Genomic DNA, 21201 nt, shown 5'->3' on the forward strand with positions numbered 1-21201 from the left:
CTTCCGTCCCTTTCAAACGCGTGTCCCGTCACCGCGGATCAGGCTGCCATGATCGAAGGCGCCTGCAAGGTGCTGCAGACCGAACGCAACGGCCTGACGCTGCTGATGGAGGCGCTGCGCCAGGCGCTGGGGAACACGGGGGATGCCGCTGTCGCGGCCTCGGGGCTGGGGGATGCCTTCATCCGCACGATAGAGGTCCTTTCCACCCCGGCGCGGCGCGTCGTCGTGACGGGAATGGGGAAATCGGGCCATATCGGGCGCAAGATCCAGTCCACGCTGGCCTCGACCGGCACGCCGTCGATTTTCGTGCATCCCGCCGAGGCCTCGCATGGGGATCTGGGCATGCTCCAGCCCGGGGATGCGATCCTTGCGCTATCGAATTCGGGCGAGACGTCGGAACTGGCGGACATCGTCTCGCACGCGCGGCGCTTCGGGCTGCTGCTGATCGCCATGACCGCGCATGCCGAATCGACGCTGGCGCGCGCCGCCGACATCTCTCTGGTCCTTCCCCACGCGCCAGAGGCCTGCCCCATGGGGCTGGCGCCGACCACCAGTTCGACCATGCAGCTTGCGCTGGGCGACGCGCTGGCCATCGTGCTGCTGACGCGCCGTGGTTTCGGGGCGGACGATTTCGGCGTCTTTCACCCCGGCGGCCGGCTGGGCGCGCAACTGCGCAGCGTGCGTGAACTGATGCATACCGGACCGGGCATGCCCCTGGGCGCGCCCGACCTGCCGCTGCGTCAGGTCATCATGGAAATGACGCGCAAGGCCTTTGGCTGCATGGGGGTGGTGGGGCCCGATGGCGCGCTGGTGGGCCTGATTACCGATGGCGACCTGCGCCGCGCGCTGGAACAGGATATCGACGGGACCCGCGCTGCCGACATCATGAATACGAATCCGCAGACCATCCGCCCCGACGCGCTGGCCGTAGATGCGCTGCGGATCATGAATGATCGTCCGCGCCCCATCACAAGCCTGTTTGTCCTTGATGCGGAACACCATCCCATCGGCATCCTGCATATCCATGACCTGCTGCGTGCCGGGGTTGCATGACCGGAATAGCGCCAGACGATCCGGCCTTCCCCCCTTCGGATGACGACGATCAGCGCGACCGGCCCGTACAGCGCGAGGATTATGCCCGTTCGGCCGAGGATGTCGCACGTCAGCGCAGCATCTTTAACAACCGCACCATCCGGCAGCGGCTGCTGCCCAATGAAAACGACCTGGCGCGACGGCGCGCGATCATGCGGTCGGCCAAATGGGCGCTTCCGCTGACGGCGCTGGTCCTGCTGGGCTCCATCGCCGCATGGCCCGCGGTGGAACGCGCGGTCATCATGCATCGCGGCACGATGGCGCAGATGTCGCGCGTACACGTCAAGAGCGGCAGCATGCTCAACGCGACCTATCGCGGGCTGGACGATCACGGCCATCCCTTCATGGTCACCGCCGATGAGGCCCGCCAGATTTCCCCCGAACGCATCGACCTGACCACGCCACAGGCCGACAGCCTGCTGGGACCGGGCAACTGGGTCTATGTCACCGCCCGCAATGGCGTCTATATCCAGCACAGCCAGCTTCTGGACCTGACACAGGACGTGATGCTTTATCGTAGTGACGGAACCACCATGTACAGCCCAACCGCGGATATCGACATGAAACACGGCATCATCGTGTCGGACAGCTGGATCCATTCCGAAGGTCCGTTCGGCGTACTGGACGCGCAGGGCACGATGCTGCTGATCCGTGACGGCATCATGCAGTTCCGGGGACCGGGGCGGATGCTCCTCAATACCGGCCATGATGGACAGACGGGCGCGCCATCGCCTTCCCCCGCCGCCATGTCGGGGGGGAAACGCTGATGCGCAGGCATGTATCCGCCCTCCTGCTGCTGACGGGGGGGATAACCGGCGTTACCTGTCACCACGATGCCCGCGCGCAGGGGCTGGACATGTCGCAGGGCGGTCAGGTGAGCGTGACGGCGGCAGGCGGTTTCGACTGGGACCAGAACAGCCAGACCGTCACGGCCTATGACCGGGCGCAGGCCGTGCGCGGGAATGTCACGGTCCGCGCGGACAGGCTGATCGCCTATTACCGCAAGAAAAATCCCACGACGCACCCCGCGCCATCCGCCCCGCCATCCGCCTCCGGGAATGCCCCCGCCGCGCCGCAGGCTGCGGCACGGCAGGGGGCGGCCGCTCCGGTCGCGGCTTCCACCGCGACGCCTGCGCCCCCGCCTGCCACACAGTCACAGGCCGCCGACACGGTCCCGGATGCCTCGATACAGGCGCCACGCACGCCACCTGCAAAAGCGGGGGGAGCTTCCACGCCGTCGTCCCAGCCTGTTGCCCAATCCACCGTCCAGTCCACTACGCAGGCCGCCACGGGCAAGCCCGCGCCTTCCCCTGTCGCGACGACCCCTCCGCCAGTTCCCACTCCGGCGGCCGCCCCTTCCGCACCGTCATCCCCGCCTGCCAAAGCGCCGGCCACACCGACGGTGACAGCAGCAGCCGGGGGCGATCCGGACGTGGATACAAGCCTTGCGACCCATTCAGATACCCTGCCCGAGGATCTGCCGCCGCCTGACCGGCCCATGCCGCAGTCATCGGGCCATGCGGCCGGACCGGGCGGCGAGGGATCTGGGGGCAATGGCGGAAGCGAGGTCTATCGGCTCGAAGCGGTGGGTCATGTCCACATCTTCACCAACACCGATCAAGCATGGGGGGACCGTGCCGTTTACGACATGGACCAGGCCGTCCTTGTGATGACCGGCACGAACATGAAGATGACCACCCCGCAGGACATCCTGACAGCGCGTGACACCATGGAGTACCATTCGCGCGAACACATGTCCGTCAGCCGGGGCAATGCCACCCTGACCACCAATGATGGACGCCAGATGCGCGCGGATATCCTGGTGGGATACGACAGGCCGAAGAATTCCCGCACGCCCCGGTCCGCGGCCGGGCATGACGCCAGTCCCGGCGCGGGGGCGATCGATCGCGTCGATGCCTTTGGCCACATCCTGATCCGCACACAAAGCGAGGCCGTAACAGGTGATCGTGGCGTATATGTTCCCGACAGCGCGATCGCGCGGATTGTGGGCAATGTCCACATTTCGCGTGGCCTGAACCAGATCAGCGGCGCCGCCGCGATCGTGAACATGCGCACGGGAATCGCCACCCTGACCGATACGCCGGGATCGCGCGTCAGTGGGCTTGTCGTGCCCAACCAGGCCGGAAACGGCAACAAGGGAACCACGAAATGAATACGTCTGCCGTCCCAACGGACGCATCCGTGCAAAAGCCCCCCGCAGCCGGACCGGCAACGGGCGGCCTGATCGCCAGCGGCATCGGCAAGAGCTATCGCAAGCGCTCGGTCGTGCGTGATGTCTCGCTTCAGGTGCAGCGGGGCGAGGCCGTGGGCCTGCTGGGCCCCAATGGCGCGGGCAAGACCACCAGCTTTTACATGATCGTGGGGCTGGTGCGGCCCGACATCGGCACCATCACCCTGGATGGCGCGGATATCACGCAGTTGCCGATGTATCGCCGCGCGCGCATGGGCATCGGTTACCTGCCGCAGGAATCCAGTATTTTCCGTGGCCTCAATGTCGAACAGAACATCATGGCCGCGCTGGAAATCGTGGAACCGGACGCGGACCGCCGCCAGACGATGCTTGACGGGCTTTTGGGGGAATTCGGGATTACGCGGCTGCGCCATTCCCCCTCCCTCGCCCTGTCGGGCGGTGAGCGGCGACGCCTTGAAATCGCGCGCGCACTGGCCAGCCAGCCGCATTACATCCTGCTCGACGAACCGCTGGCGGGGATCGATCCCATCGCGGTGGGCGAAATCCGCGACCTTGTCGCCCATCTCAAGGATCGTGGCATCGGGGTGCTGATCACCGACCATAACGTGCGTGAGACGCTGGAGGTGATCGACCGCGCCTACATCATGCACAGCGGGCAGGTCCTGACGGAGGGACGGCCCGAGGAAATCGTCGCCAACGAGGACGTGCGCCGCGTCTATCTGGGTGAGAAATTCACCCTCTGACGCCCCCTTCCGCCACATGCGGAAGGTTGCATGGAAAATGCTGATGCCCTTCATGCAAAGAAGGAATGGACAGAAGCGGCCCAAGCATGTCCAATGGTCTTTCCGGCTTCCCGTGGGGGGCCGGAACTGGTGCAACAGAGTGAACCTGAAGCCACAGCAGGCCGTGCATGCGGAACGGGGCAATTCCTGACCTCAGACGATAATGGCCCATCGCTTCCGTCATTGCGCACGGCTCCTTTGGCGATAAGAAGGAGTGGTCCCTTATGCACATCAGCGTTTCCGGCAAGCAGCTTGACCTGTCCGATGCCCTGAAATACCGCGTGACCGATCATCTGGACCGCATTTCGGAAAAATATTTCGGACAGGCGATGGAGGCACGCGTCACCTTTGGACGCGCACGTTCCTTTTTTACCTGTGACATCAACCTCCATGCCTCACGCGGGCTGACCCTGCGTGGCGAGGGCGAGGCTGCCGATGCCCACGGCGCGTTCGACGATGCCGCCGAACATATCGCCAAGCGGCTGCGCCGCTATCACCGCAAGGCCACCAACCACGGCCATCTGCGCGGCGCCCGCGCCGTCCCGACCGAAACCGGCCGCAGCTATGTCCTGCGCCCCGGAAGCGACATGCCGGAACGCGATACCGCGCCGTCCCCGTCACAGGCGGCCGCCACCGACGGAATGGACGAGGATGCGGACCCCGCCATACCGGAGGCCGGTCCCTATGCCACCGTCATTGCCGAACGTCCCGCGGATATCGCGACACTGAGCGTGAGCGAGGCCGTCATGCGGCTTGACCTGGCGAATACGGCGCTGATGATGTTCCGCAACAGCTGCAATGACGAAATCAACGTCATCTATCGCCGCGACGACGGCAATATCGGGTGGCTTGACCCGTCGCCACGGCCCTGAAAACACGCCCCCGGAAAAACCGGAAAACAGAGACACCAGATAAAAAAACCGCCCCGTCAACAAACGGGGCGGCCATCAGGTGGGGCGGAACGGCCTTGCGCGCGTTCCTGTTCAGCAAAACAGGGTTCAGTGGGCCAAGGTTCAGTGGACCAAGGCCGGCACCATTTCATGTTCCAGCACGGCGGTGATCGCCATGTCACGATCCGGTGTCAGGGCCATGGGCGTGCCATCGGCGGCATGGATGGCGAATGCCTCCTCCCCATCGACCACGACCTCCTTGATATAGGCCACATATTCCATTCCCAGCGCACGCATCTGGCTGTCGCTCAGCGCGTGCACATCCATCGGCAGGCTGTTGCCCGGCTCGCATGGCACAATCCGACCGTTACGGAGTGTTGTCCTCAATTGCATGCCCTCCAGCAGCCGGGAGATGCGCCCACAGGGACGTCTCCCGCATTCGTATGATAACATGGGTGGGCGGCATTCCCCCTATTCGTCATCGATGACCCTGACGACATGCTGCTTGCGCATGCCGGGAACATCGACGACCGGGGCCGCGCGATCGCGGATCGACGGTCCTTTCGTAATCTCGATCTTGCGCACGCGCACTTCGGGCTGGGGCCGGTGCAGTTCTATGTGCAGCAGGCCGTTATCCATCCATGCGCCGCCAATCTCGATCCCTTCGGCCATGACAAAGGCCTTCTGGAACTGTCGCGCGGCGATACCGCGATGCAGGAACACCCGTCCCTGTCCGTCGTCGTTCTGGCGACCCCGGATCACAAGCTGGTTGTCCTCCTGCGTGATATGCAGGTCTTCCATCATGAACCCTGCCACCGCCAGCGTGATGCGCAGTGTCGTGGGGCTGACCTGTTCTATGTTGTATGGCGGATACCCGTCGGACGCATTCTTTGATGCGCGTTCCAGCATCTGTTCCAGATGATCAAAACCAAGAAACATGGGGGATCCGAACACTCTTCCCGACACTCAGGCCTCCTCAATTCTCGAGCGAGACGACAATGAAAGGCGGACCCGTCATGGCATCCGCCCCCGTTGACGATATGGGACATTGGCCGCAATACGCAAGGGAACCCCTGTCCGCCCGCATGGCGCAGCGATCGCCAGAAGCAGGGAAAATGGCACGCGGAAGGTAAAAAACACGTACCCCGACGCACGGAACCTCTGGCATCCGGGGCGCAGGATCGCTAAATCGCGAACATGATTGATCAAGACGTCATTTCCACGGCCACCCCGCTGCCGATCCTTGTCGCCCCGCAGGCGATCCTGCGTCAGAAAACGCGCCTTGTCCGTCCCGAGGATGTCGCCGGACTGCGTGAAACCATCCCGCGCATGTTCGCGGCGATGTACAAGGCCCCCGGAATCGGGCTGGCCGCGCCGCAGGTGGGTCTTGGCCTGCGTTTCGCCATCATCGATGTCGCCGACAAGGACGAGGCCCGCAACCCGATGGTGCTGATCAATCCCGACGTCATCGCGGAAACGGAGACCATGTCCGTAAGGGAGGAAGGCTGCCTGTCGCTTCCCAACCAGTATGCCGAGGTCGTGCGCCCTGAAAGCGTCCGGGTGCGTTATCAGGACCTTGAGGGCAAGCGTCACGAGATCGAGGTCGATGGCCTGCTGGCGACCTGCATCCAGCATGAAATCGACCATCTGGAGGGGATTCTCTTCGTCGATCACCTCTCCGCGCTCAAGCGCAACATGATCATGCGCCGGCTGGCCAAGGAACAGCGCCAGAAACACTGATCTGCAGCCACACCTGTCCCTGCCGTCCATGAAGCCCGCGGGGACAGGAGGCACGCTCCTCCCCCAATGCCATCGCGCGCCCGTGGGCTGTTTCCGTGCCCGGCGCGCCCCATTCCCGACGGACCGACATCATGCGCCTTGCCTTCATGGGAACGCCCGACTTTTCCGTACCGGCCCTTCATGCCCTGCATGAAGCGGGGCATGAGATCGCCGTCGTCTATACACAGCCCCCGCGTCCTGCCGGACGGGGCAAGGCCCTGCGTCTCTCCCCCGTGCAGGTCGCGGCGCAGGAACTGGGGATCGAGGTCCGCACCCCGCTTTCCCTGCGTCGCAACACGGCGGAACATGAATATTTCGCGGGCCTGAAACTCGATGCCGCGGTGGTCGCCGCCTATGGGCTGATCCTGCCTTCGGCCATGCTCGATGCCCCGGCGCATGGCTGCCTGAACATCCATGCCAGCCTGCTGCCACGCTGGCGCGGCGCGGCGCCGATCCAGGCCGCGATACTGGCGGGCGACAGCGAAAGCGGCGTGACCATCATGCAGATGGATGCGGGGCTGGACACAGGCGCGATGCTGACGCGCGATCGTGTCGCCATCACGCCCCGCACCACGGCATCAAGCCTGCATGACGACCTTGCCGCCATGGGCGCGCGCCTGATTGTCGAAACCCTGCGTGACATCCCGCCCCCCCGTCCACAGCCAGAGGAGGGGGTGACCTATGCCGCGCGCCTGACGCGGGAGGACGGACGTCTGGACTGGAACCGGACGGCCGACGCGCTCGACCGGCAGGTACGCGCCATGACGCCATGGCCCGGCACGTTCACCATGCTTGGCGGGCAGACGATCAAGGTCGGGGCGGTCGCGGTGGAGGCCGCAGGCAGCGCCGCCGTGGCTGGCAGCATGCTGGATGACCGTCTGCTTGTGGCATGCGGGAACGGCACGGCGCTGCGCATCATCCGCCTGCAGCGTCCCGGTCGCGGAATGATGGAGGCCGAAGCCTTCCTGCGGGGCCAGCCCGTGCCGGCCGGAACCCGATTCGACGTGGCCGGGGCATGATCGGCGGCCTGCCCCCCGGCGTGGTGCCCCCACATGCCGAAGCCCCGAAAAACATACGTCGCTGGGCCGTCAGGATCGAATATGACGGGCGCGGCTTTGTCGGCTGGCAACGTCAGGCGACGGGCCTGGTCTCGGTCCAGAGCGTGCTGGAGGCCGCGGCGACACGCCTGACGGGTGGCCGCCCCGTCAGCAGCATCACCGCCGGACGCACCGATTCCGGCGTGCATGCGACCGGACAGGTCGCCCACCTTGATTTCCCCGATGACATTCCGCTCAGCAGTTCGGCCGTCCGCGATGCGCTGAATTACCATATGAAGCCACATCGGGTGGCGATCCTGATCGCGCGGCCCGTCCTGCCGACATGGAGCGCGCGCTTTTCCGCCGTTCGCCGGTCCTACCGCTACCGCATCCTGAACCGTCCCGCGCGCCCGACACTCGACGAGGGACGCGTGTGGCATGTCCGCCAGCCGCTGGATGTCGAGCTGATGCAGAAGGCCGCGCAATGCCTGCTGGGACGCCACGACTTCACCACCTTCCGTGCCTCCGCCTGTCAGGCCAGAAGCCCTGTCCGCACGCTCGACCGGCTGGATATCCATCGGGAGGGCGATGAAATCGTGCTTGTCACCGAAGCCCGCGCCTTCCTGCACCATCAGGTGCGCAACATGACCGGAACACTGAAGATGGTCGGGGAAGGCAGCTGGTCCGTCGAACGGGTGGCGCAGGCGCTGGCGGCATGCGACCGCCGCGCCGGTGGCCCCACCGCCCCGTCGGAAGGCCTTTACCTGACGGGCGTCGGCTATAACGAGGACCCGTTCATCAAATAAAGGGCGGCTTGACCTGGCCAGCCTTCAGAAAGAGCTGAAAAATCAGGAAATTTCAGGAAAGGCCGCCTTTTTTCAAAAAGGCGGCCCCCGGAAACTTCTGTCATTTTTATCACGGGGCAGTTTTCAGATACTCCCCTGCGCGTCCTGCCCGGCATGACAGGACGCGGGGATCAATGTTTTGCCGCGGGTCCTGATCCCGGCAGGGACATGAAATCGTGCCATGCCACGTAATGCGGCGGCAGAAGGGCGGTGATTTCCGCCATGAGCGCGAGGCTGGCCAGCACCGCGCCAACCAGTATCAGCGCACGTCCCGACCGCAGCCCCAGCCCGATGCGTGCGATGAACCACGTCATCCACAGGCTGTAGGCAAAGCCGACCACATTGACGATCAGGCCGCCATAAAACGTTTCAAGCAGCGCGGGCGATCCCAGCGCCATCAGCAGCGCCACCCCCAGCATGACGAAAGGCGAAAGCCAGTCCGTCCACCAGGCCGCCGTGATATAGCGGTACCACAATGCCGCGCGCTCCCACCGTTTCGCCAGCGCATAGGTCACCGCCGCGGGCAGCAGGATCATGCACAGCGAAAACAGCAGGCGTGTCACGCTGGTGGTATCGGGCGCATGCAGGCAGGTCAGAAGCCCCCCCACCAGCCACAGCGCGATACGCGGCGCCAGCGCCGTAAGGACCGCATCGCGCGTATTGCCGAAACAGGCGATCCCTTCGGCCCGCCCCCGTCCCAGCAACAGCATCCCGCGAATGATATTGCCGAACCCGGCGGGCGAGGATCGGGGCGTCATGCCGTTATCCGCCATCAGCCCATCAGCCTTTCCAGAAATGAGTCATAAATCCGCGTCAGCTGCATCAGATCCGCAACCGCCACATGTTCGTCCACCTTGTGCATGCTGGCCCCCACCAGACCGAATTCCGCAACCGGGCAATAGCGGCTGATGAAACGGGCGTCGGACGTGCCGCCCCCCGTATCCAGCCGTGGCACATGTCCCGTCACGTCGGCAACCGCCTGACGCAGTGCCTCCACCCCCGCCGTGGGCTGCGTCAGGAAGGATTCGCCACTGATATTGACGCTGACCTCCGCCCCCGGGGCATGCCGGGCGCACACGGTGCGTATCCAGCCCGCCAGATCGGCACCCGAATGCAGGTCGTTGAAGCGGATGTTCAGCCGCGCCCGGGCCGTTGCGGGGATGACGTTCGTCGCCATGTTCCCCACGTCGATGCTGGTGACCTGAAGGCTGGAGGGTTCGAACCAGTCGCTGCCCGCATCCAGCGGACTGGCGGTCAGTTCATGCAGGATCGCCAGCAGGCGATGCACCGGATTGTCGGCCCGGTGGGGATAGGCCACATGTCCCTGCACCCCGTTGACCGAAATCGTGGCATTCAGGCTGCCGCGCCGCCCGATCTTGATGACCTCGCCCATCGTCTGGGGATTCGTCGGCTCCCCCACCACGCAGAAATCGGGGATCTGCGCGTGTTCGTGCATCCATTGCAGCACGCGCACCGTGCCGTTCGTCGCCGGGCCTTCCTCGTCGCCTGTAATCAGCAGGCTGATCGATCCCCCGGGCGCGCCCTGATGACGCGCGAGATGGGAACGGACCGCCGCGACAAAGGCGGCAATCCCCCCCTTCATGTCACACGCCCCGCGTCCGTACAGAATTCCCTCACGCACCTGCGCGGCAAAGGGATCGCTGCTCCACGCGCCCTCGCCCACCGGCACGACATCGGTATGGCCGGCGAAACAGACATGCGGATGCGTCGTGCCCAGACGCGCGAACAGGTTCGGGGTGCGGGTGCTCCCCTCCCCGAACGGCAGGGGTGTGACCGTAAACCCCATCCGCCGCAGCACGTCCGCCAGCACGTCGATCGCACAGCCATCATCGGGCGTGACCGAAGGACAGCGGATCAGGTCCCGCGCCAGTGCTACGGCCCCCCCGGCATCATCCTGCCCCCCGAGGGTTGCGTCGCCGTGGGGTGCGTCAGTCATGTCCCCGCGCCTCAGCCGCGCAGCAGGTCGTTGATGGAGGTCTTGGAACGCGTGCGCTCGTCCACGCGCTTGACGATCACGGCGCAGTCCAGCGACGGCAGCGGCCGTCCCTCTGCCGAGGTCGCCTGACGCGGCGGCAGCGTGCCGGGCACCACGACGGAATAGGCGGGAACGCGGCCCATGAACACCTCGCCGGTCGCGCGGTCCACGATCTTGGTCGAGGCGCCAAGGAAGACGCCCATCGACAGCACGCTGCCGCGTTCGACCACGACGCCTTCAGCCACTTCGGAACGCGCGCCGATGAAACAGCCGTCCTCGATAATGACGGGCGCGGCCTGCAACGGCTCAAGCACGCCGCCGATGCCGACGCCACCGCTGATATGGCAGTTCTTGCCAATCTGCGCACAGCTGCCGATCGTGACCCACGTATCGACCATCGTGCCGCTGTCGACATACGCGCCCGCGTTGACGAAGCTCGGCATCAGGACCACGCCCGACGCGATATGGGCGGAACGGCGCACGATGGCGCCCGGGACCGCGCGGAAGCCCGCCTGCGTGAAGGCGGCTTCGTCCCAGCCGGAGAATTTCAGGGGCACCTTGTCAAAGGCCGGTGCGCCCGCACCGCCGCCAGGGACGATGCGATTGTCATTGAGGCGGAAGGACAGCAGGACCGCCTTCTTCAGCCATTCATTGACCACCCATCCATCCGCGCCCGGCGTCGCCACGCGCAGGCGACCGGCATCGAGTTCGGACAGTGCGGCATCAACCGGCGCGCGCTCGGCCGCGCCGGACGCGGGGGACAGCGTATCGCGCCGTTCCCACAGGGCCTCGATCTGGCTCTGGAGGGTTGTATCAGTCATGAATTCCAAATCCTGTTGCGGATCACGTCATCGCCCCGGCATCCGGGGACGGCGACAGCACGAAAGGGGGACGATCGCGGACCATGCGGGGGATGCTCGCCCATGTCAACGCATCCCCTCAACGCATCCCCGATCCCTACCCGTTCGGGCAGGACGCCTCATTCTCCGCGGATCAGCGTGCCCAGCCCGGCCTCGGTAAACAGTTCCAGCAGGCAGGCATGCGGCACGCGGCCATCCAGGATGACGGCGGCCTTAGCACCCGCCTTCACCGCCGCAAGGCAGGTTTCCACCTTCGGGATCATGCCGCCCGAGATCATACCACTTGCGATGCCGCGACGCGCGTCTTCCGCCGTCAGTTCGGGGATAAGGTTGCCGTTTTCATCCAGCACCCCCGGCACGTCCGTCAGCATCAGCAGGCGACTGGCATTGACCGCGCCCGCGATCGCGCCCGCCGCCGTATCGGCGTTGATGTTATAGGTCTCGCCATGTTCGCCACTGCCCACCGGGGCGATGACCGGGATCAGGCCCGATCCCGACAGGGCATAAATCACGCGCGCGTCGATGCGCGTGGGCTCCCCGACGAAGCCCAGATCCAGAAGGCGGTCGGTCTCCACCCCGTTTTCACGGGCGCGACGCTCCAGCCGCCGGGCGGAAATCAGGCCGCCATCCATGCCCGAAATCCCGACCGCCAGCGCGCCGGCGCGGTTGATCAGGCCCGCGACCTGCTTGTTCACCTTGCCCGCCAGCACCATCTCGATCACGTCGATCATGGCGGCATCGGTCACGCGTAGCCCGTCGATGAAGGTCGATTCGATCTGCAGGCGCCGCAGCATCGCGCTGATCTGCGGACCGCCGCCATGCACGACAACGGGGTTGATCCCAACCTGCTTGAGCAGGGCGATGTCATGGCCGAAGGCATCCGAGAGCGAGGCATCCACCATCGCGCTGCCGCCATATTTCACGACAAGCGTATCGCCCGCATAACGTCGCAGGTACGGCAACGCCCGCGCCAGAACATCCGCCTGTTCACCGGCATCCTGACTGCCTGGTCCTGTTAACGTCATCCGATCGTGCCTCAATCCATCAAACACAATATGGCCATGCCCATCGTCATGGCCCGCCCCTTCATGCCCGTGCGGGGGGCGGATTTGCAAGTCGGGCAAGTTCCGCGCGAAGCTCGACAATCCCCTCGCCATCCGCGCTGCTGGTCGCAAGGACGGTGGGATAGGCGGCGGCATGCCTGCCCGCGATCTCACGCGCCTCACGCAGTTTTGCCGCAAGCGCCGGCGGCTTGGGGACATCACATTTTGTCAGCACAATCTGGAACGTCACCGCCGCGCGGTCGAGCATCTGCATGATCTGGCGGTCGTTCTCCTTGACCTCCACCCGCGAATCCAGAAGCAGCACCACTCGCTTCAGGGTGGGGCGACCGCGCAGGAACGAAAACATCATCCCCTGCCAGTCTTCCTTGACCGCCTTTGCCGCCTTGGCAAAGCCATAGCCCGGCATGTCCACCAGCGTCAGGCGATTCGCAAGCTCGAAGAAATTGAGCTGCTTGGTCCGTCCCGGCTCCGAAGAGGCCCGCGCCAGCGTGCGGCGTCCCGTCAGGGCGTTGACCAGGCTGGACTTCCCCACATTCGAACGTCCCGCGAACGCAACCTCCGGCAGATGCGGATCAGGCAGATGGCCCAGCTTCTGCGCGCCGAAGACGAAATTGCATTCGCCCGCGAACAGGAGGCGCCCTGCCTCCCGGTCGCGTTCGATTTCCTCCGTCGTGGGGGTGTGGGGTGTGAAATCGACCATCGCCGCCTGTCTTACTTGTTCTTCTTCGGGTTCTTTTTCGTCGGCGGGATCACGACGGGGGCCTTGGCCTCCGCATTGACGCGACGCTGGATCAGGCTCTGCTGCGCCATCGTCAGCAGGTTGTTCCAGCAATAGTAGATCACCAGTCCCGAAGGCTGCCGCGCCATGAAGAAGGTGAACAGGATCGGCATCAGCTGGAACATCCTCTGCTGGGCCGGGTCCGCCGCCGGGGCGGGATTGATCTTCTGCTGCGCGAACATGGTCAGGCCAAAGGCGATCGGCCACAGCCCGAGCTGGAAGAAGGTCGAGATATGGGTGGGATCCCACGGGATCAGCCCGAACAGGGTGAATATGTTCGTCGGGTCCGCCGCCGACAGGTCATGGATCCAGCCAAAGAACGGCGCATGACGCATTTCGATCGTCACATACAGCACCTTGTACAGGCACCAGAAGACCGGGATCTGCAACAGCATCGGCAGGCAGCCGCTGGCGGGATTGACGCCCTCCTGCTTGTACAGCGCGATCATCTGCTGGTTCAGCGCCATCTGATCGTCCTTGTAGCGTTCACGCAGCGCTTTGATCTTGGGCTGAAGCTGGCGCATCTTGCCCATGGAGCGGAACTGCTTGGTCGCAAGCGGGAAGAACAGCCCCTTGACCACAAGGGTAAAGGCCATGAGCGCCAGGCCGAAATTGCCCAGCAGCGTGTTCAGCCAGTCCAGCACCGTAAAGATCGGATGCGTCAGGAACGCGAACCACCCGAAATCCACCGCCTTCCAGAAGGAGGGGATATGCAGGCTGGATTCATACTTCTCCAGCAGCGGCACTTCCTTCGCGCCGGCGAAGACGTGGCTTTCGGTCACGCCTTCCCCGCCCGCGGCGATCACTTCGGGCACGCGCGCGGTAAAGCCGACCTGATACACGCCGTCATGACCGGGAACCGGCACGTAACCATAGCTGCCCGTTACCTGCGAATCCTGCTGCGGGATCACGGCCGTCAGCCAATACTTGTCGGTGATGCCAGCCCAGCCACCCGTGCCCGGCTTGTTCCATGACAGGTTGGCAGGGGGCACCGCGCCATTGCGCAGCGATTTGTAGGAGCTTTCGTCAAGGCGTCCGTCAATGACGGAAATCGGCCCCTCATGCACCAGATAGCCGCCGGTTTCCGTGGGCGTGTAACCGCGATCGACACGCGAATACGGATAAAGCGACACGGGCGCCCCGGACTGGTTGCGCACCTTCTGCGTGACGGAGAACATGTAGTTCTGGTCAATCGCGACCACGATCTGGAACGTCTGTCCCTGTCCGTTATCCCACGACAGGGTGACCGGATGGTCCTGCGTCAGGGTGGGCTGGTCCGCCGTCCAGACCGTACTGGCATCAGGCACGGCCACCTTGCCGCCCGCCACGTTAAGCCAGCCGACCTCCACCAGGTTGGACTGCGGATCATGCTGGGGATCGAGGATACGGACCAGCGGGCTGCCGGGCTGGACCGTCTCGTGATAATTCTTGAGCACGAGATCGTCGAGGCGCGCGCCACGCAGGTCAAGCGATCCGCTGACACGTCCCGCATCGATCTGCAGGCGCGGGTCATCCCTGGTTTCGGTCGCGGGCTGTGCCTCGCCCCCCACCGCGGGGGTGGGCGAAGCCGCGGCAGGCGCATCCTGCCCGGCACTGGCCGCAGACTGCGTGGCCGTCTTGTGATCCGGATGCGGCATGAAATATTCAAAACCGACCAGAACCACGGTAGACATCACCGTTGCCACCATAAAACGCTTGATATCCATCAGCGACCAGCCAGACTCTCGTTATTCAGGGTTATGGATGCAGCGGCAGGAGCGATCGCCACGGCGCGTTGCGGGCACCGGATCATATCCCCCCGCATTCCAGGGATTGCAGCGCAGGATGCGCCATGCCGACATGATCCCGCCATGCCACGCGCCATGACGGGCCAGCGCATCGCGGGCATAATGACTGCATGAGGGAGTAAAGCGGCAGTTCGCGCCGATCACCGGCCGGATGACCAGTTGATAGGCACGGATCATGCCGCGCAGCACGGCAACGGCCGGACCATGGGAAGGAGTGTTCACGCGTCCCCCACGACCCCGGCCCTGTTCAATGCCTTGCGATAATCGGCCAGCAGCAACGCAAACTTACGATCGATTGTGGCGCTGCGGCCAATAACCACAAGATCAACGCCTGTCAGCGGCATTTCCCGCCCGACCTGGCGGACCACTTCGCGCAGGCGCCTGCGCACGCGGTTGCGAACCACCGAATTTCCGACCTTTTTCGTCACGGTAAACCCATGACGCGCCGCGCCATCGTCACCGCGCTGCAACGCCTGCAAAACCATTCCGGACACCGGGGCCTTGCGCCCTTTTGACGCGACCTTCAGGAATTCCGCACGTTTCTTGAGACGTATTGACTGGTCGGCCACGTTCAGCAGCCCCTGTTGATGCAGAGTGTCATTCCGGAACGCATGGTTCCGGAACGTGAACCAGGACGCAATTAAGCGGAAAGACGCTTGCGGCCCTTGGTGCGACGGTTCGCAATCACCTTGCGGCCACCGACGGTTTCCATGCGGGAACGAAAGCCGTGACGGCGCTTGCGGACCAGCTTCGAGGGTTGATACGTGCGCTTCACGACAGCACTCCCAGATTGACTATGACAGGTTACGGATGAATATCAGGGGCACAGGCAATTCACATGCACATCCCCAAGGCGGGCCTTATACTGCCCGTTATTCCCAGCGTCAATGCGCAACGCACGACACACGCATCGGGCATTGCCCCGTGACCGCCGCACCACAGCATGGAACCATGATGCCCGATACGCCAGACATCACGCCCGCCTCCCCCGACATTGCCGCGCTACGCGGGCAGCTGCACGATATCCGTGGCATCCTGTCGCCCGCCCTGATGAAGGCGGACCAGCTTGCCGCCCATCCGGACGAGAAGGTGCGCGCCGGCGCGGAACTCATCATAAAAGCCATAGAGGCCACGGTCGGCAGGCTCGATGACATGCGCCGCACCTGCCTTCCCGCGATCCGGGGGGACTGAACGGCCGGCGCCGCCTAGCGCCGTTCGATCAGTTCGATCTTGTAGCCGTCGGGATCCTCGACAAACGCGATGACGGTGGTGCCGAACTTGACCGGCCCCGCCTCCCGCGTGACCTTGCCCCCGCCGGCCCGGACGGTTTCCACGACGGCCGCGACGTCTTCCACCCCGACGGCAAAGTGACCGAATCCGGTACCGACCTCGTATCCGTCATCCTTGCCCCAGTTATAGGTCAGCTCGATTTCGGCCTGTCCCGCCGCATTGTCCGCATACCCGATGAAGACAAGGGTATATTTGCCCTCGGGGACTTCCCGGCGGCGAAGTTCGTGCATGCCCAGCAATTTGTAGAACGCAATGCTGGCGTCCAGATTACGGACACGGACCATTGTATGCAGATAGGTGCCCATGACGTTTCACTCCTTTTTTTATGGGTGGGATTCCACTATCCCGTCCGCCGAGATTCCCACCAGAAAGATGCCCGCCTCATCCGCCTGCGCGATGCAGCCTTCCGGGTCGGTCATCAGGGTGGCCCCGGCTTCGAACGCAATGCCACGCAGGCCCGCGCGAACGACACGACGGACGGTTTCCGGCCCGATGGTCGGCAGGTCGGCCCGACGCTCCTGCCCGGGCTTCACCATCTTGACCAGAACCCCGCCGGGACGACCATCCTGACGGTATCGTCCGACACGTTCAAGCATCTCGTCCGTGCCCTCGATCGCCTCGACCCCGAGGACAAGCCCGTCCTGCACCACGCAGCCCTGACCGATATCAAGCGCGCCCAGCGCATGGACCACGCGACGTCCCCGCGCGATATCCGACACCGCGACCCGGTCGGGATGGATACGCCCCATCACCCCGCGCCGTCCGACCGAGGCATGGAGGTATTCATGCGCGCCACGCACGACGAATCCCTCCTCACCCAGCACGCGGACAATCGCACCCAGCAGTCCGTCGTCGCCTGAAAACAGGGCACGGCCAACCCGCGCGAGAATCCGCGCCCCGACGGCATCAGGACGCAGCGTGGCAAAGGAAGGACGGCGGACCGGCCCGATCAGGACCAGTTCGCGGCATCCATGCTGGCGAAGGGTCGCAAGGATATCCCCCGCCGCGGCCAGACGGATGAAACGGTGGGGCCACGGGGCGATGACAGCGGGGTCGGCAAACCCCTCGAATCCGATAATGAAAACACTGCCGCCCGCAGCAGTAATGGAACGCGCCACCTGCGCGGGAAGCGGACCGCCCCCGGCAAGGATACCTATGCAGGGCGGGGAGGCACGGGAATGGGACGGCGGCTGATCCGTAACGGGATCAGGCGCCATCGGACTCGATCATTTCAGAGGAGCTTCTCTGCACGCGCACCAACCCGCGATGGGTGGGCGCGGCAATGAAATCAAGGATTTCCGCCACCCGCGCGTCATCACCATAATGCACGCGCACATAGGCCAGGCGTTCCTGGAACACGGCGTCGCTGGCATGCGCGGCCTTGGGATACAGTGCGCGGAACGCCAGCCGCATGCGGCGGATGTCATCGGGGGCCACGCCATTGCGACGCAGCCAGATCCAGTGCAGCCCGACAAGGCGCGCCCGGTTTCCCAGCACGCTGCCATAGGGAATGACGTCGGCCTCCACCCCGCAGACGCCCCCGACCAGGGCGGCATGGCCGATCCGCACGAACTGGTGCAGCGCGGCCGAGCCCATGATCCGGGCATTGTCGCCAATCATGACGTGGCCACCCATGACGACATTGTTGACGATGATGACGCCCTTGCCCAGCGTACAGTCATGCGCCACATGGGAATTCGCCATGATGAGGCAGTTTTCCCCAATGCGGGTGATCCCCACCCCCGTGGCGGTCCCGCGATGGATGGTGACGTTTTCGCGGATAATGGTTCCCGCCCCCACGACGCAGCGGGTGGGCTCGCCCTTGTATTTGAGGTCCTGCGGCTCCATCCCCACCGTGGTGAAGGGATAGCAGACAACCCCCGCGCCGATATGCGTGTGCCCGTCAATCACGACATGGGAAATCAGCCGCACGCCATCATCGATCACCACATCCGGACCGATGGTGCACCATGGACCGATGGACACGCCCCGGCCAATCCGCGCGCCAGGGGCAACAATGGACGAGGGATGGATCTCAGCGGCGCCCAAAGGTTCCGCATCCCTCGTCGCGCCGGTAGATGCGCTCTGTGCCAGAACAGCCTCCATTTCGACGGCCTTCCGGCAGACAGCCACCGGAGATAAAGCCTTGAACACAACGCCGCATGCCCTCTGCGGGTGCTGCCGGCGCCGGTCGATCATTTCCGTTGCACGGGACGGGCCTCAGCCCATGATCATCGCGCTGAACGTAGCTTCGGCAACCGAAACGCCATCCACCCGCGCGATTCCCTTGAACTTCCACACATTCGCGCGGCTGCGTTCCTTTTCAACGGAAATCCGCAGCTGGTCGCCCGGTCCCACGGGACGGCGGAATTTCGCGCCGTCAATCGTCATGAAATAGACCAGCTTCCCCTCGAACGCCTCACCCAGCGTCAGGACCACAAGGGTCGCCGCCGTCTGGGCCATCGCCTCGATGATAAGCACGCCGGGCATCACGGGCCGCGCGGGGAAATGCCCCTGGAAGTGCGGTTCGTTGACGGACACATTCTTGATGCCGACCGCCGACTGTCCCCGAACGATATCAACCATCCTGTCAATCAGCAGGAAGGGATAACGATGGGGAATCGCCTCCATGATGCGCATGATATCGATTGCCTCGACACTCTGCGGCGTCTGTGCTGTCGGTAATGCCTCTACTTCTTTATCCACGTCGTCCAACCATCTATTCGGCACGGGCGGCAGCTGCGAACTGACTGGGCAGCCATGCCCCCTGCCGGTTGAATGTTCCTTGCCGCGCCCGGGCGCCGTCGCCTAGTCGTCTTTCTCACGGCCCCGGTCCTGCGCCGGCTTCTTCGCCAGACGACGCAGGAACGCCACGTTTCGGAAAAACTCCCTGAACGGCATCGCCGGACTTCCGATGACATCGGCCCCGGCCTCGACATCGGACATGACGCCACACTGTGCGCCGATCCGTGCCTTGTCACCGATCTTGATATGCCCGATCAGCCCGGCCTGCGCCGCGACCGTGACAAAATCACCCAGTTCCGTCGAACCCGAAATACCGGCCTGGGACACCACGATGCAGCACCGCCCCAGACGCGCATTATGGCCGATCTGCACCAGATTGTCGAGGCGCGAACCCGCGCCGATCAGGGTATCGCGAATCGAACCGCGATCGATGGTCGAATTGGCCCCGACCTCGACCCCGTCCTCCAGGATCACGCGGCCAAGCTGCGGCACGGTCTCGAACCCGTCCGGCCCGACGGCAAAGCCGAAGCCCTCCTGCCCGATCCGCACGCCCGGCAGCAGCGTCACGCGTTCACCCAGCAGGGCGTGCGACAGGCAGACATGGCTGCCGATGCGGCTGCGCGCGCCGATTTCCACGCCATCACCAACCGTGACATGCGTCCCGATACACACGCCCGCCCCGATGCGCGCGCGCGCGCCGATCACGCTGAAGGCGCCGATGGCGGCGGACGGATCGATCACCGCGCCATCCCCGACGATCGCGGTGGGATGGATGCCGGGATTGACCGGCGGCGCGGGATAGAAACGCGACGCCACCCGCGCCCACGCGAGATAGGGGGTCTTTGACACCAGCGCGATGGCATGGGCCGGAACCTTGTCCACAAAGGCGGGCGCGACGATCACCGCCCCCGCCCCCGTCTTTTCCAGCAGTGGAAGATAGCGCCGGTTATCAAGGAAGCTGACCTGCTCCGCCCCTGCGGACTGAAGCGGCGCTATGCCTGAAAAACGCGCCGCGCCATCCAGCGCGGCATCTGATCCCCGCAGCTCCGCCCCGGCGCAGCGCGCAAGTTCGGCGGCGTCAAACGGACCGGCCGAGACAAAGAAACGCGTATCGCCCGGCCCGCTCTGCTCCTGCACATGCATGGATTTGTCCAAGTCCCCGATTTTACCGCTTCGCCTTCGCAGCGGCGGCAGCCGGAGCGGCCGGGGCGGCACCACCGCCCTGTTCGGCGTCGGCCGTGGTGGGCATGGTACCCGACTTCGCCAGCACTTCCGGATCGACATTCGCGGCGGGGATGAAGACGCTCGGCAGGACCGAGTTCAGCTGCGTCGCGACCTGCTGGGTGATATCCAGGCTATCCTGGCTCAGCGCCACCTGCTCGCGGTGCAGGACAAGGTTCATGCTGCGGCTTGCCGCCACCTGACGGATGATCTGCACCAGTTCACGCTCGATCTGCCCCAGCGAAACCTGGGCCGCTTCCTGAATGATGCGGTTGCGGTTGCGGAAGTTCTTCTGCGCCGCGATCACGCGCTCCTGCAGCTTGCGCTCGTTCGCCTGGATCTGGTCCGACGTCATGCTGCGCGCCTGACCCTGCAGCTTCTGCTGCTCGTCACGCCACGATGCCTGTTCCTTCTGCGCGTCGCGGGCCAGTTCGTCACGACGCGCGCCCAGCACGCGCTCCGCCTGCTGCGCCGCGGTGGACAGGCGCATCACGTCAGGAACGCTGATGACGCCAATGACCGGCGCGGGCGGCGGAGAACCCTTGGGCAGGTCGGGGGATGCGGGAATCTGCGGCAGCGGCAGGACCGGCGGCGTCTGGGACTGGGCCTCGTCGCTGTCGGCGGGCGGCGCGGGCAGGGGCACCGGCTGTGGCGCGGGCTGGGCCGCATGGCCGGCCGCGTGCTCCGGTTGCTGCTGGGATGCCTTGGGCACGAACCAGCCGGAATTGTTCTGCGCATGCGCAGCAGATCCGACCAGACTGCCGCACCCGAGCGCAACAGCGGCAGCAAATAGACGAACGCCGGAATAACGCAACATTATCAC

General features: G+C 64.8%; 26 protein-coding genes. 9 read left to right on the forward strand and 17 right to left on the reverse strand.

Annotation, left to right across the window (positions count from 1 at the left end):
- The first annotated feature begins 48 nt into the window (after window positions 1-48).
- The 5 genes from NJLHNGOC_RS02685 (at window position 49) to hpf (ending at window position 4958) form a co-directional block, all read left to right on the forward strand.
- Complete coding sequence (locus NJLHNGOC_RS02685) at window positions 49-1053, forward strand: KpsF/GutQ family sugar-phosphate isomerase (protein WP_239021276.1); 1005 nt, start codon at window positions 49-51, stop codon at window positions 1051-1053.
- Window positions 1050-1859: an LPS export ABC transporter periplasmic protein LptC gene (gene lptC / locus NJLHNGOC_RS02690; RefSeq protein WP_239021277.1), complete on the forward strand. Its 810-nt coding sequence runs from the start codon at window positions 1050-1052 to the stop codon at window positions 1857-1859. The genes NJLHNGOC_RS02685 and lptC overlap by 4 nt, the downstream gene beginning before the upstream one ends.
- Window positions 1859-3265, forward strand: coding sequence for a hypothetical protein (locus tag NJLHNGOC_RS02695; protein WP_113594966.1), 1407 nt, complete (start codon window positions 1859-1861; stop codon window positions 3263-3265). The genes lptC and NJLHNGOC_RS02695 overlap by 1 nt, the downstream gene beginning before the upstream one ends.
- Window positions 3262-4047 carry an LPS export ABC transporter ATP-binding protein gene (lptB, locus tag NJLHNGOC_RS02700; RefSeq protein ID WP_113594967.1) on the forward strand — a complete coding sequence of 262 codons (786 nt, stop codon included), beginning with the start codon at window positions 3262-3264 and terminating at the stop codon, window positions 4045-4047. Before NJLHNGOC_RS02695 ends, lptB begins: the two co-directional genes overlap by 4 nt.
- 263 nt (window positions 4048-4310) lie before the next feature.
- Window positions 4311-4958 (forward strand): ribosome hibernation-promoting factor, HPF/YfiA family, encoded by a 648-nt coding sequence (hpf, locus tag NJLHNGOC_RS02705; protein ID WP_113594968.1) that lies wholly within the window; start codon window positions 4311-4313, stop codon window positions 4956-4958.
- Window positions 4959-5099: 141 nt separating this feature from the next.
- Here hpf and NJLHNGOC_RS02710 read toward each other — a convergent pair whose 3' ends face one another.
- Together NJLHNGOC_RS02710 and NJLHNGOC_RS02715 are read right to left on the reverse strand one after the other, a co-directional pair.
- Window positions 5100-5363: a DUF1150 family protein gene (locus NJLHNGOC_RS02710; protein WP_456306354.1), complete on the reverse strand. Its 264-nt coding sequence runs from the start codon at window positions 5361-5363 to the stop codon at window positions 5100-5102.
- Window positions 5364-5447: 84 nt separating this feature from the next.
- Window positions 5448-5915: an Hsp20 family protein gene (locus tag NJLHNGOC_RS02715; protein ID WP_206057848.1), complete on the reverse strand. Its 468-nt coding sequence runs from the start codon at window positions 5913-5915 to the stop codon at window positions 5448-5450.
- Window positions 5916-6173: 258 nt separating this feature from the next.
- Here NJLHNGOC_RS02715 and def point away from each other — a divergent pair, with 258 nt between their 5' ends.
- The 3 genes from def to truA all read left to right on the forward strand — a co-directional run bounded on the left by def (window position 6174) and on the right by truA (window position 8598).
- Window positions 6174-6716, forward strand: a complete 543-nt coding sequence (gene def / locus NJLHNGOC_RS02720) for a peptide deformylase (RefSeq protein ID WP_113594969.1) — start codon at window positions 6174-6176, stop codon at window positions 6714-6716.
- Between the two features lie 131 nt (window positions 6717-6847).
- Window positions 6848-7774: a methionyl-tRNA formyltransferase gene (gene fmt / locus NJLHNGOC_RS02725; protein ID WP_113595033.1), complete on the forward strand. Its 927-nt coding sequence runs from the start codon at window positions 6848-6850 to the stop codon at window positions 7772-7774.
- On the forward strand, window positions 7771-8598 hold the full coding sequence (gene truA / locus NJLHNGOC_RS02730; RefSeq protein ID WP_113594970.1) for a tRNA pseudouridine(38-40) synthase TruA: 828 nt from the start codon (window positions 7771-7773) through the stop codon (window positions 8596-8598). Before fmt ends, truA begins: the two co-directional genes overlap by 4 nt.
- A gap of 170 nt (window positions 8599-8768) precedes the next feature.
- Here truA and NJLHNGOC_RS02735 read toward each other — a convergent pair whose 3' ends face one another.
- The 9 genes from NJLHNGOC_RS02735 to rpmH all read right to left on the reverse strand — a co-directional run bounded on the left by NJLHNGOC_RS02735 (window position 8769) and on the right by rpmH (window position 15897).
- Entirely contained in the window at window positions 8769-9395 is a 627-nt protein-coding gene (locus NJLHNGOC_RS02735) for a hypothetical protein (RefSeq protein WP_239021278.1), read from the reverse strand.
- Between the two features lie 14 nt (window positions 9396-9409).
- Window positions 9410-10594, reverse strand: a complete 1185-nt coding sequence (gene dapE / locus NJLHNGOC_RS02740; protein ID WP_113594971.1) for a succinyl-diaminopimelate desuccinylase — start codon at window positions 10592-10594, stop codon at window positions 9410-9412.
- Window positions 10595-10605: 11 nt separating this feature from the next.
- Entirely contained in the window at window positions 10606-11454 is an 849-nt protein-coding gene (gene dapD, locus NJLHNGOC_RS02745) for a 2,3,4,5-tetrahydropyridine-2,6-dicarboxylate N-succinyltransferase (RefSeq protein ID WP_113594972.1), read from the reverse strand.
- Between the two features lie 158 nt (window positions 11455-11612).
- Window positions 11613-12518, reverse strand: a complete 906-nt coding sequence (gene argB, locus NJLHNGOC_RS02750; protein ID WP_113594973.1) for an acetylglutamate kinase — start codon at window positions 12516-12518, stop codon at window positions 11613-11615.
- Between the two features lie 61 nt (window positions 12519-12579).
- On the reverse strand, window positions 12580-13257 hold the full coding sequence (yihA, locus tag NJLHNGOC_RS02755) for a ribosome biogenesis GTP-binding protein YihA/YsxC (protein WP_113594974.1): 678 nt from the start codon (window positions 13255-13257) through the stop codon (window positions 12580-12582).
- A gap of 11 nt (window positions 13258-13268) precedes the next feature.
- The gene (gene yidC / locus NJLHNGOC_RS02760) at window positions 13269-15041 is read right to left on the reverse strand and encodes a membrane protein insertase YidC (RefSeq protein ID WP_113594975.1); all 1773 of its coding nucleotides are present in this window, start codon (window positions 15039-15041) and stop codon (window positions 13269-13271) included.
- Window positions 15042-15062: 21 nt separating this feature from the next.
- Window positions 15063-15299: a membrane protein insertion efficiency factor YidD gene (gene yidD / locus NJLHNGOC_RS02765; RefSeq protein WP_206059691.1), complete on the reverse strand. Its 237-nt coding sequence runs from the start codon at window positions 15297-15299 to the stop codon at window positions 15063-15065.
- Window positions 15300-15340: 41 nt separating this feature from the next.
- Window positions 15341-15691, reverse strand: coding sequence for a ribonuclease P protein component (gene rnpA / locus NJLHNGOC_RS02770; RefSeq protein WP_113594977.1), 351 nt, complete (start codon window positions 15689-15691; stop codon window positions 15341-15343).
- 71 nt (window positions 15692-15762) lie between these two features.
- Window positions 15763-15897, reverse strand: a complete 135-nt coding sequence (gene rpmH, locus NJLHNGOC_RS02775; protein ID WP_003618086.1) for a 50S ribosomal protein L34 — start codon at window positions 15895-15897, stop codon at window positions 15763-15765.
- A gap of 149 nt (window positions 15898-16046) precedes the next feature.
- Here rpmH and NJLHNGOC_RS02780 point away from each other — a divergent pair, with 149 nt between their 5' ends.
- Window positions 16047-16313, forward strand: a complete 267-nt coding sequence (locus NJLHNGOC_RS02780; protein WP_239021279.1) for a hypothetical protein — start codon at window positions 16047-16049, stop codon at window positions 16311-16313.
- A gap of 14 nt (window positions 16314-16327) precedes the next feature.
- Here the strand turns inward: NJLHNGOC_RS02780 and gloA are convergent, their stop codons facing one another.
- The 6 genes from gloA to NJLHNGOC_RS02810 form a co-directional block, all read right to left on the reverse strand.
- Window positions 16328-16717: a lactoylglutathione lyase gene (gene gloA / locus NJLHNGOC_RS02785; protein WP_110526915.1), complete on the reverse strand. Its 390-nt coding sequence runs from the start codon at window positions 16715-16717 to the stop codon at window positions 16328-16330.
- Between the two features lie 18 nt (window positions 16718-16735).
- Window positions 16736-17629: an LpxI family protein gene (locus tag NJLHNGOC_RS02790; RefSeq protein ID WP_113594978.1), complete on the reverse strand. Its 894-nt coding sequence runs from the start codon at window positions 17627-17629 to the stop codon at window positions 16736-16738.
- Window positions 17619-18518, reverse strand: a complete 900-nt coding sequence (gene lpxA, locus NJLHNGOC_RS02795) for an acyl-ACP--UDP-N-acetylglucosamine O-acyltransferase (RefSeq protein WP_110559432.1) — start codon at window positions 18516-18518, stop codon at window positions 17619-17621. Before lpxA ends, NJLHNGOC_RS02790 begins: the two co-directional genes overlap by 11 nt.
- Window positions 18519-18632: 114 nt before the next feature.
- Window positions 18633-19118 (reverse strand): 3-hydroxyacyl-ACP dehydratase FabZ, encoded by a 486-nt coding sequence (gene fabZ, locus NJLHNGOC_RS02800; RefSeq protein ID WP_113595036.1) that lies wholly within the window; start codon window positions 19116-19118, stop codon window positions 18633-18635.
- Window positions 19119-19220: 102 nt separating this feature from the next.
- A complete protein-coding gene (lpxD, locus tag NJLHNGOC_RS02805; protein WP_113594979.1) occupies window positions 19221-20300 on the reverse strand; it encodes a UDP-3-O-(3-hydroxymyristoyl)glucosamine N-acyltransferase in 1080 nt (359 codons plus the stop codon).
- A 22-nt stretch (window positions 20301-20322) separates the two neighbouring features.
- Window positions 20323-21195, reverse strand: coding sequence for an OmpH family outer membrane protein (locus NJLHNGOC_RS02810; RefSeq protein ID WP_113594980.1), 873 nt, complete (start codon window positions 21193-21195; stop codon window positions 20323-20325).
- Window positions 21196-21201 lie beyond the last annotated feature (6 nt).

The sequence above is a fragment of the Novacetimonas cocois genome (genome assembly GCF_003311635.1).
GTDB classification, from domain to species: Bacteria; Pseudomonadota; Alphaproteobacteria; order Acetobacterales; family Acetobacteraceae; genus Novacetimonas; species Novacetimonas cocois.